Here is a 13,016-nt window from a genome sequence, read left to right on the forward strand (position 1 = left end):
CGGGCCGGGGCTCAGGCCTCGGTGAGTTCGTCTTCCTGCTGCCGGACCAGGGTGAGGCGGTAGCCAACGTTCCTGACCGTGCTGATCAGGTTCTCGTGGTCCGCGCCGAGTTTGGCGCGGAGGCGCCGGACGTGGACGTCCACGGTGCGGGTGCCGCCGTAGTAGTCGTAGCCCCAGACCTCGGTGAGCAGTTGCTGGCGGGTGAAAACGCGGCCGGGATGCTGGGCCAGGTATTTCAGGAGTTCGAACTCCTTGAAGGTGAGGTTCAGCGGGGCACCGTTGACCCGCGCCGTGTAGCTTGCCTCGTCGATGATGACGCCGGCCGCACGGATCTCGCTCGGGGCATCTTCCTGCTCGGGCACGGCCCGGGCAACGGAGAGGCGGATACGCGCCTCCACTTCGGCGGGTCCGGCGGAGTCGAGGACGATGTCGTCCACAGCCCACGCCGAGGAGACGGCGGCCATGCCGCCTTCGGTCAGGATCAGGACCAGGGGAGCGCTGAGTCCGGTGGCCTTCAGGAGCTGGGTGAGCGAACGGGCACCCACCAGGTCCTTGCGGGCATCCAGCAGGACGATGTCGCAGGGGTCCGTCTCAAGGAGGGCGGTGGGCTCGGCAGGGAGGATATGGACCCGGTGGTTCAGCAATTCGAGGGCAGGCAGGATGTCCACCGAAGAACCGGTGCTGTTGGTCAGTAACAGGATGTGCGACATTGTTCCTCCAAGGGCCGTCCGCGCATCATTGGGCGACTGAACCGGATTCTCACCGGCCGGTACGGGCTTCCTGCACGAGGTTCCCAGCCGTCAGCACGCCGCCGGCCAGCCACCTCAGCAGGGAGCGTAGCTGAACCTTGAGTATACCCGGCGGCCTCCTCCAAGCCACAGATTCAAGCCGCGGACAGGCACGTTTTGCGACATAAGCGGTTCACATAAGGCAGGATTGAAGCAGGGCGGACCAGCCCTGCCACGAGGGGGCGGACCAGCCTTCCGGCCGATGCCAGGATGGGAAAACAGCGCAGTGAGTGCACCGACGAACCACAGGCCGGGCCCCGCATGACGGCGGAACTGCAGGCACCCGTGCGTTCGCTTGGTTCCTGGACCATAGGTGTCATTGGGATCGCGGGCCTCATCGCCATCATCGCCGGGGTCTACGCGTCTCCTGAAGCGCTCGTCGCCGTCGGCATCCTCATTGCCGCCGCGGTGGGCATTGGGTGGCCGCACTTCCTCCGCATCCCCGCCAAGAAGACCCTCGCCGCCGTCATTGCCCTTCCGGGGGCGGCCGCTGCGGTGGCCGCCGGCGTGACACCGGCGCCGGGCTACCTGGACTGGACACCGGCATTCGTGGCGCTGGGAATGATGGCGGTCTTCGTGGTGCAGCTGGTCCGCGGCACGGGCCAGGCCCAACGGCTGGAGTCCACGCTCGGATGCTGCGCCGGTGTCCTGCTGTCCTGCCTGGGAGCAGGCTGGGTTGCCGGTGCCCGGTTCAACGGGGTCCGCGAGATGCTGCTGGTGGCGGCCGTCAGCGCGGCCGTGGCCCTGCTCGCCGGCCTGATCCGCTGGCCGGACAGCATCATTGCGCCACTGGGCATTGTGCTCGCAGGCCTGGCGGGGCCGCTGGCCGGACTGGTCCTGTCGGACATCGCGGTCCTGCCCGCCGCCGTCTTCGGGGTGGTGGTGGGCGCGGTCCTGGCAAGCTTCCGCAGGCTGGCCACGCTGCGTGGCGCCCCGCTGAATTTTCCAGCCGCCCTGAGCATGGGCCTCGCCCCGGTTTCTGCGGTGGGATCCCTTGCGTACTTCATAGACAAGCTACTCATCTACTAACGGGTTAGGATGGCACCATGTCCGTACTTGCTTTTGAAATCTTCTTTCTTGTCCTGCTCGGCATCGCGAGCCTGTCCATGGCCTGGTTCGCCGGTTTCGTGGTCTACCGCCTCTTCAAGGGCCAGAAGTAGCCACCCCTTTTCCGGAGCCAGCCGTATCTCGAGGTAATACCAATGCCCATTGAGATTCCTACAGATCTGACCCCTGAACTCGTCCCCCTTTCATGGCTCATTGGTGAGTGGGAGGGCCGCGGCCGGCTGGGCAGCGGCGACGAGGACTCGGAGCACTTCCTGCAGCACGTCTCCTTCACCCACAACGGCCTGCCGTACCTCCAGTACCGGGCCGAAAGCTGGTTGACCGACGACGAGGGCACGCGCCTGCGGCCGCTCACCGTCGAGACCGGCTTCTGGGCGCTGGAGCGCAAGCAGCTGGATGCCGACGGCGGCCCCGGCCTGGTGCCGGCCGACATCGTCCCGGTGCTGAAGAGCGCCGACGAAGTGGAAGCGCTGCGCAACAAGGACGGCGGTTTCGACATCTCGGTGTCCATCGCCCACCCCGGCGGAATCACGGAGCTGTACTACGGCCAGATCAAGGGCCCCCAGATCCAGTTGACCACCGACATGGTGATGCGTGGCAGCCACTCCAAGGAGTACAGCGCGGCCACCCGGATCTTCGGCCTGGTGGACGGCAACCTGCTGTGGCGGTGGGACGTGGCAACAGGGGGAGAGGGCGGCAGCGGCCTCGAAGCCCACGCCTCCGCGTTCCTGCACAGAGTCTCCTGATACAACAAGAGTCTCCTGACCTGGAAAGGGCTCCTCGTGGAAGACGGCACGGAACAAGCGGGGAAGCCCGGCGGCTACGGCGGCCTCAAAGCCGTCTTCTTCAACGGCACCCTGAAGAAGTCGCCGCAGACGTCCAACACGGACGGCCTGATCGCCATCAGCCGCGGCATCATGGAAAAACAGGGTGTCAGCACCACGGTGATCCGCACCGTGGACCACGACATCGCCAGCGGTGTCTACCCTGACATGACCCAGCACGGATGGGCCACCGACGAATGGCCGGCGCTCTATCCCGCCGTCAAGGAAGCCGACATCCTGGTGGTGGCGGGCCCCATCTGGCTGGGCGACAACTCGTCACAGACCAAGAAACTCATCGAGCGCCTCTACGCCCATTCCGGTGAGCTGAACGGCAATGGGCAGTGGGCGTTCTATCCCAAGGTGGGCGGCTGCCTGATCACCGGCAACGAGGACGGCGTCAAGCACTGTTCCATGAACATCCTCTACAGCCTGCAGCACATCGGCTTCAGCATCCCGCCCCAGGCCGACGCCGGCTGGATCGGCCCGGTTGGTCCCGGCCCGAGCTACCTGGATGAGGGCTCCGGCGGCCCCGAAAGTGACTTCACCAACCGCAACACCACCTTCATGACCTGGAACCTCCTGCACCTGGCAAAGATCCTGAAGAATGCAGGCGGCTACCCCGCCTACGGCAACCTGCCCAACGAATGGAACGCCGGAACCCATTTCGATTTCGAAAACCCGGAATACCGTTAGCCTTCAAGGACTTCTACTTCATATGACTACTCCCAGCCCTTTGTTGTCGCGCCCCGGCGCCGTCGAGGCGGGCGGCCCTGACGCAGGAGTCGCCGCCCACTACGGCGAGCCCCTGCGCGAGCAGCGCGCACTCGCTGCCGGAACCGCCGTCGTCGATCTTTCCCACCGCGGCGTGGTCACCGTCACCGGGCCGGACCGGCTGAGCTGGCTCAATACCCTGTCCTCGCAGCAGGTGGCAGCGCTGAAGCCGGGGGAGTCCAGCGAACTGCTGCTCCTCAGCGTCCAGGGCCGCATCGACTTTGACGCCCGGGTGGTTGACGACGGCGAAACCACCTGGCTGATCGTCGAGGCCGCCGAAGCAGCGCCGCTGGCTGAGTACCTTAACCGGATGAAGTTCATGCTGCGGGTGGACATCGCCGACGTCTCGGCAGACTGGGCCGTCGTCGGCAGCACCAGTGCCGTCCCCGAGTGGTCCGGCCGCCTTGCCTGGCAGGACCCGTGGCCGCACGTGTCAGCCGGCGGATACTCCTACGCCACCGTCTCCGAGGAGAACCACCCGGGCCTGGAGCGCCCCTGGTTCGAGTACCTCATCCCCGCAGCGGAGCTGGAGGAAGCCGTTTCCGGGCGCGCGCTGGCCGGTGTGCTCGCCGCCGAAGCCCTGCGCGTCGCCGCGTGGCGGCCACGGATCGGTGCCGAGACGGATGACAAGACCATCCCGCACGAACTGGACCTGCTGCGCACCGCCGTCCACCTGGCCAAGGGCTGCTACAAAGGCCAGGAAACCATCGCCCGGGTCCACAACCTGGGCCATCCGCCCCGCCGGCTGGTGTTCCTGCAGCTGGACGGCTCACAGCACACCCTCCCCGCCGCCGGAAGCCCGGTCATGGCAGGGGAACGGAAAGTGGGGACGGTGACCTCGGTGGCCCAGCACTATGAGATGGGCCCGGTGGCACTGGCAGTCATAAAGCGTTCCGTGGCACCGGATGAAATACTGACGGTCCTGGACGGCGATGAGCCATATCCGGCCGTCCAGGAACTCATTGTCGCCCCGGATGCCGGCCAGGTGGTGGGGCGCCAGACAGGATTCCTGAAAGGGCCACGCTGATGACCGAACACACCGGGACCACGCCTGCGGGCGCTGGAACGCAGCCCGCGGAAGGGCACGACGACGACGCGCTGGCTTTGGCGCAGACTCTCTTCCAGGCGGCGCGGGAAGGAAGCGATGAGCTGCTGGGTGCCTACCTGGACGCCGGGGTTCCCGCCACCCTGACCAACTCCGCCGGTGATTCCCTGCTCATGCTGGCCGCCTACCACGGCCACACCGGCACCGTTGGGCTGCTCCTGCAGCACGGCGCCGACGCCAACACCGCCAACGACCGCGGCCAGACCCCACTGGCCGGCGCCGCGTTCAAGGGCTACACGGACGTGGCCCGCGTCCTGCTGGGCGCCGGCGCGGATCCGGATGCCGGTGCGCCGTCGGCACGGGCGGCAGCGCAAATGTTCGCCCGCACGGAGATCCTGGACCTGCTGGGCTAGCTTCACCCGGGTTCCGCCCGGCACCAAAAACTCCTGAAGGAAGACCGAGTGGAAAACGTAGCAAAGCCCTGGCCGGCACTGTGGTCCCTGGTGATCGGGTTCTTCATGATCCTGATCGACACCACCATCGTGTCCGTGGCCAACCCCCGCATCATGGAGGGCCTGGACGCCGACATCAACTCGGTGATCTGGGTGACCAGCGCCTACCTGCTGGCCTACGCCGTCCCGCTGCTCATCACCGGCAGGCTGGGGGACAGGTTTGGGCCCAAGAAGCTCTACCTCTCCGGCCTGGTGGTCTTCACCCTCGCCTCCCTCTGGTGCGGTCTGTCCGGCGACGTCCGGATCCTGATCGCCGCCCGCGTTCTACAGGGCCTCGGCGCCGCGATGATGACTCCCCAGACCATGGCCGTGATCACCCGGATCTTCCCGCCGGACCGCCGCGGATCAGCCATGGCTGTCTGGGGCGCCACCGCCGGGATGGCAACGCTTGTGGGGCCCATCCTGGGCGGCGTCCTGGTGGACGGCCTGGGCTGGGAGTGGATCTTCTTCATCAACGTGCCCATCGGCGTCGTTGGCTTCATCCTTGCGCTGCGCAACGTTCCGGCACTGAGCACCCACCCGCACAAGTTCGACATTCCCGGCGTGGTGCTGAGCGCCGTGGGGCTCTTCCTGCTGGTGTTCGGGATCCAGGAGGGCGAGACCTACAACTGGGGCACCATCACGGGGCCCATCAGCGTCTGGGGCCTGATCATCGCCGGCATCGTGGTGCTGACCGGTTTCGTCCTGTGGCAGCGGTTCAACAAGGGTGAACCGCTCCTGCCGCTGGGACTGTTCCGGGACCGCAACTTCTCCCTGGCCAATATCGGGATCACCACCGTGGGCTTTACCGTGACCGCCTTCAGCCTGCCGCTGATCTTCTACTACCAGCTGGTCCGGGGCCTCACCCCCACGCAGTCCGCCCTGATGATGGTGCCCATGGCCCTGATCTCCGGTGGGCTGGCCCCCGTGGTGGGCAAGCTGGTGGACCGGGTCAACCCGAAATACATCACCGCCACCGGGCTGGTGCTCATGGCGGTGGCGCTGCTGTGGAACTCGGCCCTGATGCAGCCGGATACGCCCATCCTGCTGTTCCTGCTGCCCAGCGCCGTCCTTGGCTTCGCCAACGCCGGCATCTGGGCCCCGCTCAGCACCACTGCCACCAGGAACCTGCCGCCGCGCCAGGCGGGGGCCGGGTCGGGTGTCTACAACACCACCCGACAGATCGGGGCGGTCTTGGGAAGTGCCGCCATCGCCGTGCTGATTCAGTCCAGGCTCGCCGCCGAGCTTCCCTCAGGCGGACCTGGCGGACCTGCCGGGGAAGGACTGGCTATGGGCGGCTCGCTGCCGGAGTTCCTCCATGCAGGATTCTCGACGGCGATGGGCCAGTCCATCCTGCTGCCTGCCGGAGTGATCCTGGTGGGAGCTGCGGTGGCGCTGTTCTTTGCCAAGCCGCAGCCGGTGCAGGGCTGGGGAATGCAGGGGCAGGACCGGGCGTCAGCGAAGGTGGACGCTGGTTTGGATTCCGCCGGCTGAGAGGCCAAGCTGCCTGGCCAGGGCCAGGCAGCCGGTGTTGCTGACGTCGGCACGCCATTGCAGCGTCAGCCCGGCAGCCAAGGCCTCGTGGGCCGCGATGGAGCCCGCCAGCGAGCCCAGCCCGCGGCGGCGCCATTCAGGATCCACCAGCACCCCCATGTTCGCCAGCAAGCCTTCCCATTCCCCGTAAGCCCCGCAGGCCAGGGGTACCCGCCTGCCGTCCACTTCGTGCACGATGGTGTACCGGTTTTCGAGGTCGGAGAGCCCCACTTCGTTGACGTCGTCCGGCGGGCAGCGGCCTTCCAACTCGATGGCCTCAGGGTTGCCGTGCGAAACCGTCAGTTCCTCGGAAGGCTGCTGAAGCGGCAGGTCGTCGGCGAAGAACAGGGCCGCAGCGCCGAGTCCGTGCCCGCCCTGGTCCCTGGTGAGTTTCAGCAGCGTGACGTGCTGGGCCATCTCCTCGTCAGGGATGTCCCTTGCGGCGTCAATGACGTTCTGAGGCGCCACCAGCGCGGAGCTTCCGAACAACCGCACGAATTCAACGGTCCGGGCCGATTCGTCAGCGCGGACAATCCGTTGGCCCGAAGCCAGGGCGTCACCGAAGGCGTCGTCGTCAAGGCCCAGCCGGCGCGCCCATGCAAGCTGGATGATGGCCGCTGAGCCGGGATCGAGTGTCATGGTCCCAGCCTATGGGGGCGCGGTGGCTTAGCCGAACAGGACCGCGGCTTCGTCGTAGCGGTTCTGCGGGACGGTCTTCAGCTGGCCCAGGGCCTCCTCGAAGGCGACGTGCCGGATGTCCGTGCCCTTCAGTGCCACCATGGTGCCCCAGTAGCCTTCCACCACGGAATCGATGGCGGCCATGCCAAGCCGGGTGGCAAGGACCCGGTCGAAGGCAGAGGGAACGCCGCCGCGCTGGATGTGGCCCAGGATGGTGGCGCGGGTTTCGATGCCGGTCCGGGCCTCCAGTTCGGGGGCGAGCTGGTCGGCGATGCCGCCAAGGCGGGGGCGGCCGAAGGTGTCCAGGCCACGCTCGGAGTGGGGGCTTTCCATGTGCTCGGGGACGAAGCCTTCGGCCACCACCACCAGCGGCGCGCGGCCACGGGCGTGGGCCTCGTTCACCCATTCGGTGATCTGCTCGATGCTGACCTTCTGCTCCGGGATGAGGATTGCGTGCGCGCCCGCCGCCATGCCGGCGTGCAGGGCGATCCAGCCCACGTGCCGGCCCATCACTTCGGCAATCATGCAGCGGTGGTGGGACTCGCCCGTGGTGCGGAGCCGGTCGATGGCCTCGGTGGCGATCTGCACGGCGGTGTCGAACCCGAAGGTGTAGTCGGTGGCGTCAAGGTCGTTGTCAACCGTCTTGGGGACGCCCACGATCTTGAGTCCGGCGTCCGTCAGGCGCTTGGCGGCTGCGAGGGTTCCCTCACCGCCGATCGCGATGATGGCGTCGATGCCCAGCCGGTCCATGTGGGCCTTGATGGCCTCCGGGCCACCACCGTTTTCGAAGGGGTTGGTGCGGGAGGTGCCCAGGATGGTGCCGCCCTGCTTGGCGATGCCGCGGACCATGGTGCGGGGGATGTCGATGATGTCCCCCTCCACCACACCCCGCCAGCCGTCGCGGAATCCGACGAATTCCTGGCCATGGACGGCAATGCCTTTCAGCACGGCGCCGCGGATCACGGCGTTCAAACCGGGGCAGTCGCCACCGCTGGTGAGGATTCCAATTTTCATGTTCGCTCAAATCCTGGAGAGAAGGTTTACGGGCAGAGCGCCACGCTGAGCTCACCTAGAAGTGTAGTGGGGTGTGTGGGGTACGACACAAACCGGTTACATGGGGTGGCGTTGGTGCAGGGACAGCCCGGGAATGGGAAAGGCTCCCGATTTCGTGGATTGTCCGCGAAATCAGGAGCCTTGGGGCCTGGTCAGTGGGCCGGGCCAGTGGTGGTCAGTTGAGCGACCGCCGGTCCAGGAACGTCTGGAGCACGATCTCGTTCCGCTGGTCCGGGAGGATCACCCAGGCAAGGAGGTAGAAGACGAATGCCGGGCCTGGCAGCAGGGCGAAGAGCAGGAAGGCGATGCGGACAAAGGCAACGTCCACGTTGAGCTTGGCAGCTATGCCGCCGCAGACTCCGCCGAGCCACCGCTCCGGGCCGCGCTGCAGGCCTAGGCCCCTGACGATGCTGAAGAACTTATCCATGGCTCAAGACTTCCTTGTCGTTGGTTCGTTGTCACGTTTCCGGGCTGAGAGCAGGCCGCCAACCACCAGGGCTACTCCGGCGCCGATCATAAGCCCGATCAGGACGTACGTGCCGTTGAGGGTCACGATGCCCAGCTGCGCCACGATGATCAGTGCGGCCAGCGCCAGGACGATCAGTCCCCACACCACCGTCCCCACCCTGGGAGGTGCCGTTTCGGTGGTGTCCCGGTCCGCCGTCGTCGGAATGTTGCTGTTGTCCATGTCAGTTGCCTTCCTGGATTGTGACGTTGCTGAACGTGCCGTCGATCCGTACCACCAGGTGGTTGCCGGGCTTGTCCGCGTTGTAGCTGCTTTCGCGGGTGGTGGTGCCGCCGCGCTGGCCGGATGCCTCGTTCAGGTTTCCCATGGTCATGTCCGCCTTGATGTCGACGGGCACGTTTTGCGGGATCACGACGGTTACGTTGCTGGCAGTGATGTCCAGGGGAACCACGACGTCGGATGTCAGCGGGGCGGTGGGGGAGAGGTCCGTGAGGTCCACGGTTCCCCGCCCTGCGGTGATGTCGATGCCGCCGCGCGCCTCCTCGATGCTGGCCGGGTTCCAGTCCACCTGCTGGAAACGCATCCGGCCATCGTCCAGCGTGTTGTAGATGCCGCCGGTCACCAGTGCGATCACGGCAAAGAGGCTCAGGACGCCGGAGGTCCGGCCGCGGAAGCCCGCAAGCAGGATGCCCAGGCCCAGGACTGCTGCCGCACTGGCCCACACAATGGCGTTGGCGGAGCCGCCCAGGTCGATGATGTTTGCCGCGTCGAGCGCCTTGAGACCGCCGCCCACCAGCAGGGCAGACCCGGTTGCGATGGCGACGGCGGGGGCGCCGGGGCCTGCGGGCCGGGGCTTTTGCGGCCGCGGTGGAACCCACGGTGCTGGGTAGCTGCTGCCGCCGGGGACTCCGCTGCCGGGGCCGCCTGCACCAGGTCCGCCCGGGACTGTGCTGCCGGGGCCCATGCCAACAGGGCTACCTCCGCCGGAAGTGCCGTGGCCGTAGGTGCCGGTGCCGGTACCACTGATGGGGCCGCTGTAGCGGGGTGTCGCAGGAAATCCCGGTCCGGACCCTGCTGCGGTGCCTGTGCCCGTGCCTGCCGAGGTGCCTGCAGAGAATGATGAGGTGTATTCCGCGGAGGAGTAATCCACGCCTGGGCGTCCCGCCGGGTGGGCCGCACCCGGAGCCGTGGCTGTGTGGCCGGCCATGGTCGGGTGGGCTTTATTGCGCTGGGAGAGGTAGTAGACCAGGTAGATCGCGCCGCCAACCCAGAAAATCGTCCAGAGCAGTCCGCTCAGGCCGTTATGGCTCCAGCCCCAAAAGCCTCCGCCCAGACCGGTGAGCCCCAGCACGGTGGCAATCAGGGAGCCCGTCATGCCGCTGGACCAGCGCCCCGCGCCGGCTTCCTGGACGTGGATCCGGCTGTCCGGTTCCGGGAGGAAGGCCCAGGCCAGGCCGTACAGGAACACACCGATGCCGGCCAGGAGGGTCAGGACAATGAAGACGCCGCGGATGATGATCGGATCCACGTTGAGCCGGTGGGCAATGCCGCTGCAGACACCGCCGATCCACCGGTCGGTGCCCCGGTAGATGCCGTTGCTGCGGATCCAGCCGAAGAAGTCGGTGGAAGGAGTCGGAGCGGCGGAGCTGCCGGGGAAGGCATAGCCCTGCGGCGGATCAGCGGGATCAATGCCCGGACCGCCGCCCGGACCAGCGCCCGGACCGGCTGAAGGGCCGGCACCCGGACCGGCTGAAGGGCCTGCACCCGGTCCGGAGGCGGGGCCGGCCGCAGGGCCCGTGCTGGAGCCTGCATCCGGGTTGGTGCTTGGCCCGGTGCTGCTGCCGGTACCTGGACCGGCTGCGGGGTCCGAAGGCGCTGCGGAGGTGGACGGGAGCGGCTGGGTGGGCCGCTCGCTGTCGGAGCCGGGGAAGGTCCCGGAAGGGTGTTCGTCGTCAGGGGAGGGGATCTGCGAGTTCATACCTCGATCCTCCCGTCCGGCCCCTTTGCCGCTCTACTGGGGGAAACCCTGAACGGCCCCTGACCCGTCCCCGGGATGCGGCCGGATGCGGTCCGGGCAACCCTGATCCATGTTTGGATTGATCCATGACAACCCTCCCGGTGCGCCCGCCCCTGGCGCGGAGCAGCGACCGCGTCATCGCGGGAGTGTGCTCTGGCCTCGCCGCGCACCTGGGCTGGCCGGTCCGTAACGTCCGGGTAGGTATGGTTCTTGCCGCGTTCGCCGGAGGGGCCGGCCTGGTCTTCTACGCCTGGCTCTGGATCATGGTGCCCACCGCGGATGAGGCCGCGCGGCGCAACGCCCGCCGGCCGGCGTCGCCCATTGCTCCCGCCGTAAGCCAGCCCGCACAGGGTCAGACGTTGCAAGGCCAGCCCATGCGGGAAGCACCGTCCGACGGCGGAACATCCGCAGGTGCCGCCGGACCCGCTGACGGGGCCGCGGAGTCCCCCTGGTTCCGGGTACGCGGGATGCGGTACGGCAAGGAAATCCTGCTCGGCTGCGGGCTCCTGCTGGTGGCCGGCATCATGATCGCGCAGATGCTGGGCGTGGATGTGTCCCTGGGGACGCTGATCCCCGCGGCGGCGGTGCTGGGCGGCGCGTCAATCGCGTGGATGCAGCTGGATGAAACCCGGCGCGCAGGGCTGGTGGACAAAACCAAAGCGGACCAGGCAGGCGGGTGGGGCAGGCTCGCTGCAGGTCTGGCGCTGGTGGTGGCCGGGGTCCTGGTGATGGTGTCCGGCTCGGGCTCCTGGGAACAGACATGGCTGGCCCTGCTGGCTTCCGTGGCCGTCCTGGGCGGCGTGGTGCTGGTCCTGCTGCCGTGGGCGCTGAAGTTTTGGCGGGACCTGGAAACCGAACGGGCCGGCAGGATCCGGGAGACGGAACGGGCGGAAATTGCTGCCCACCTGCACGATTCCGTGCTGCAGACCCTCGCGTTGATCCAGCGGCGCGCGGGCAATGAGCATGACGTCGTCCGGCTTGCGCGTGCCCAGGAACGCGAGCTGCGCGGCTGGCTGTTCCAGGATCCCGGCCGCGAAAGCGGACAGCTTTCAGACAGGATCAAGGCTGTTGCCGCCGAGGTGGAGGACCTGCTTGGCAATCCCGTGGAAGTAGTCACCGTTGGTGATGCCGCCATGACCGAGGCGCACGAGGCCCTGGTCCAGGCAAGCCGGGAAGCCATGCTCAACGCCTCACGGCACGGCGGCGGAACCGTGTCGGTCTACCTTGAAGCATCGGAAGGCCAGGCCGAGATCTTCATAAAGGACAGGGGACCCGGTTTCCAGCTGGGGGATGTCCCGGCGGACCGGCTTGGCATCAGGGAATCAATCATCGGCAGGATGAAACGGCACGGCGGCTCGGCGGCCATCCTCAGCACGGGCGACGGCACCGAGGTCCGCCTGGGGCTGCCCGCCGCAGCAGAACATGTGGAAGGAAAATCATGAACACCATCCAGGGGACAGCTGCCGGAAGCACCCGCCCGGCCAACTCCGTGCGGGTTGTCATTGTGGACGACCACGCCATCTTCCGGTCGGGACTCAAAGCGGACCTGGATTCCAGCATCCAGGTGGTGGGTGAGGCTGCCACTGTTGAACAGGCCATCGCCGTGATCGCCCAGCAGCGGCCCGACGTCGTGCTCCTGGATGTCCACCTGCCCGGCGGCCTGGGCGGCGGCGGCCGCGAAGTCATTGCCGGCTCCGCGCCGCTTCTGTCCACCACCCGCTTCCTTGCCTTGAGCGTCTCCGACGCGGCAGAGGACGTGGTGGCCGTGATCCGCGCCGGCGCCCGCGGCTACGTCACCAAGACCATCTCCGGGGCCGAGATCACCGACGCCGTGTTCCGGGTGGCCGGCGGCGACGCCGTCTTCTCCCCGCGCCTTGCCGGGTTCGTCCTGGATGCCTTTGGCACCGCTCCGGCGGATATTGCCGACGACGAGCTGGACAGGCTCTCCGCCCGTGAACTCGAGGTCATGCGCCTCATCGCCCGGGGCTACAGCTACAAGGAGGTGGCCAAGGAGCTCTTCATCAGCATCAAGACCGTGGAGACCCACGTATCAGCGGTACTGCGAAAGCTGCAGCTCTCAAGCCGCCACGAACTGACCAAGTGGGCCGCGGAGCGCCGCCTCCTCTAGCCCAACGCCCGCTCACCTTTGGCAGCTGTTTCCCAACGCCCGCTCACCTATGACGTTTTAAACACCAACGCCCGCTCACTTTCCTCAAGGAAGTGAGCGGGCGTTGTTGTTTGGGCTGCCGGAAGTGAGCGGGCGTTGTTGTTTGGGCTGCCGGAAG

Annotated in this window: 14 protein-coding genes; 8 read left to right on the forward strand and 6 right to left on the reverse strand. The window is 67.2% G+C overall.

Annotated features, from left to right (window positions below):
- Positions 1–11: 11 nt before the first annotated feature.
- Positions 12–710, reverse strand: a complete 699-nt coding sequence (locus tag ASG86_RS11580) for a winged helix-turn-helix transcriptional regulator (protein WP_018769102.1) — start codon at positions 708–710, stop codon at positions 12–14.
- 339 nt (positions 711–1,049) lie between these two features.
- On the opposite strand from ASG86_RS11580, the gene ASG86_RS11585 reads away from it, so the two are divergent.
- From ASG86_RS11585 to ASG86_RS11610, 6 genes are all read left to right on the forward strand, one after another.
- Positions 1,050–1,817, forward strand: a complete 768-nt coding sequence (locus tag ASG86_RS11585; RefSeq protein ID WP_056334166.1) for a hypothetical protein — start codon at positions 1,050–1,052, stop codon at positions 1,815–1,817.
- A gap of 173 nt (positions 1,818–1,990) precedes the next feature.
- Complete coding sequence (locus ASG86_RS11590; RefSeq protein ID WP_056334169.1) at positions 1,991–2,599, forward strand: FABP family protein; 609 nt, start codon at positions 1,991–1,993, stop codon at positions 2,597–2,599.
- Positions 2,600–2,635: 36 nt separating this feature from the next.
- Positions 2,636–3,370, forward strand: coding sequence for a flavodoxin family protein (locus ASG86_RS11595; protein WP_056334172.1), 735 nt, complete (start codon positions 2,636–2,638; stop codon positions 3,368–3,370).
- Between the two features lie 22 nt (positions 3,371–3,392).
- Positions 3,393–4,475, forward strand: coding sequence for a CAF17-like 4Fe-4S cluster assembly/insertion protein YgfZ (gene ygfZ / locus ASG86_RS11600; protein ID WP_056334175.1), 1,083 nt, complete (start codon positions 3,393–3,395; stop codon positions 4,473–4,475).
- The gene (locus ASG86_RS11605) at positions 4,475–4,906 is read left to right on the forward strand and encodes an ankyrin repeat domain-containing protein (protein WP_056334178.1); all 432 of its coding nucleotides are present in this window, start codon (positions 4,475–4,477) and stop codon (positions 4,904–4,906) included. Before ygfZ ends, ASG86_RS11605 begins: the two co-directional genes overlap by 1 nt.
- 48 nt (positions 4,907–4,954) lie before the next feature.
- Entirely contained in the window at positions 4,955–6,478 is a 1,524-nt protein-coding gene (locus tag ASG86_RS11610) for a DHA2 family efflux MFS transporter permease subunit (protein ID WP_056334183.1), read from the forward strand.
- On the opposite strand, the gene ASG86_RS11615 is transcribed toward ASG86_RS11610, so the two are convergent.
- From ASG86_RS11615 to ASG86_RS11635, 5 genes are all read right to left on the reverse strand, one after another.
- On the reverse strand, positions 6,440–7,156 hold the full coding sequence (locus tag ASG86_RS11615) for a GNAT family N-acetyltransferase (protein WP_056334186.1): 717 nt from the start codon (positions 7,154–7,156) through the stop codon (positions 6,440–6,442). The two genes, ASG86_RS11610 and ASG86_RS11615, sit on opposite strands and share 39 nt — an antisense overlap.
- Positions 7,157–7,183: 27 nt before the next feature.
- The gene (locus tag ASG86_RS11620; RefSeq protein ID WP_056334189.1) at positions 7,184–8,209 is read right to left on the reverse strand and encodes an ATP-dependent 6-phosphofructokinase; all 1,026 of its coding nucleotides are present in this window, start codon (positions 8,207–8,209) and stop codon (positions 7,184–7,186) included.
- A gap of 214 nt (positions 8,210–8,423) precedes the next feature.
- Positions 8,424–8,675, reverse strand: coding sequence for a PspC domain-containing protein (locus ASG86_RS11625; RefSeq protein ID WP_056334192.1), 252 nt, complete (start codon positions 8,673–8,675; stop codon positions 8,424–8,426).
- Positions 8,676–8,678: 3 nt separating this feature from the next.
- A complete protein-coding gene (locus ASG86_RS11630; RefSeq protein WP_056334195.1) occupies positions 8,679–8,936 on the reverse strand; it encodes a hypothetical protein in 258 nt (85 codons plus the stop codon).
- Between the two features lies 1 nt (position 8,937).
- The gene (locus tag ASG86_RS11635) at positions 8,938–10,692 is read right to left on the reverse strand and encodes a PspC domain-containing protein (RefSeq protein ID WP_056334198.1); all 1,755 of its coding nucleotides are present in this window, start codon (positions 10,690–10,692) and stop codon (positions 8,938–8,940) included.
- 125 nt (positions 10,693–10,817) lie between these two features.
- On the opposite strand from ASG86_RS11635, the gene ASG86_RS11640 reads away from it, so the two are divergent.
- Positions 10,818–12,173, forward strand: coding sequence for an ATP-binding protein (locus ASG86_RS11640; RefSeq protein ID WP_056334201.1), 1,356 nt, complete (start codon positions 10,818–10,820; stop codon positions 12,171–12,173).
- On the forward strand, positions 12,170–12,859 hold the full coding sequence (locus tag ASG86_RS11645; RefSeq protein ID WP_056334206.1) for a LuxR C-terminal-related transcriptional regulator: 690 nt from the start codon (positions 12,170–12,172) through the stop codon (positions 12,857–12,859). Before ASG86_RS11640 ends, ASG86_RS11645 begins: the two co-directional genes overlap by 4 nt.
- Positions 12,860–13,016: the final 157 nt, after the last annotated feature.

It is taken from the genome of Arthrobacter sp. Soil764 (genome assembly GCF_001428075.1).
GTDB lineage: Bacteria > Actinomycetota > Actinomycetes > Actinomycetales > Micrococcaceae > Arthrobacter.

What these genes read in the sequence shown, in the direction of transcription:
- ASG86_RS11580 (WP_018769102.1), bottom strand. Translation starts at nt 710, where the DNA reads ATGTCGCACATCCTGTTACTGACCAACAGCACCGGTTCTTCGGTGGAC.
- ASG86_RS11585 (WP_056334166.1), top strand. Translation starts at nt 1,050, where the DNA reads ATGACGGCGGAACTGCAGGCACCCGTGCGTTCGCTTGGTTCCTGGACC.
- ASG86_RS11590 (WP_056334169.1), top strand. Translation starts at nt 1,991, where the DNA reads ATGCCCATTGAGATTCCTACAGATCTGACCCCTGAACTCGTCCCCCTT.
- ygfZ (WP_056334175.1), top strand. Translation starts at nt 3,393, where the DNA reads ATGACTACTCCCAGCCCTTTGTTGTCGCGCCCCGGCGCCGTCGAGGCG.
- ASG86_RS11605 (WP_056334178.1), top strand. Translation starts at nt 4,475, where the DNA reads ATGACCGAACACACCGGGACCACGCCTGCGGGCGCTGGAACGCAGCCC.
- ASG86_RS11615 (WP_056334186.1), bottom strand. Translation starts at nt 7,156, where the DNA reads ATGACACTCGATCCCGGCTCAGCGGCCATCATCCAGCTTGCATGGGCG.
- ASG86_RS11620 (WP_056334189.1), bottom strand. Translation starts at nt 8,209, where the DNA reads ATGAAAATTGGAATCCTCACCAGCGGTGGCGACTGCCCCGGTTTGAAC.
- ASG86_RS11625 (WP_056334192.1), bottom strand. Translation starts at nt 8,675, where the DNA reads ATGGATAAGTTCTTCAGCATCGTCAGGGGCCTAGGCCTGCAGCGCGGC.
- ASG86_RS11630 (WP_056334195.1), bottom strand. Translation starts at nt 8,936, where the DNA reads ATGGACAACAGCAACATTCCGACGACGGCGGACCGGGACACCACCGAA.
- ASG86_RS11635 (WP_056334198.1), bottom strand. Translation starts at nt 10,692, where the DNA reads ATGAACTCGCAGATCCCCTCCCCTGACGACGAACACCCTTCCGGGACC.
- ASG86_RS11640 (WP_056334201.1), top strand. Translation starts at nt 10,818, where the DNA reads ATGACAACCCTCCCGGTGCGCCCGCCCCTGGCGCGGAGCAGCGACCGC.
- ASG86_RS11645 (WP_056334206.1), top strand. Translation starts at nt 12,170, where the DNA reads ATGAACACCATCCAGGGGACAGCTGCCGGAAGCACCCGCCCGGCCAAC.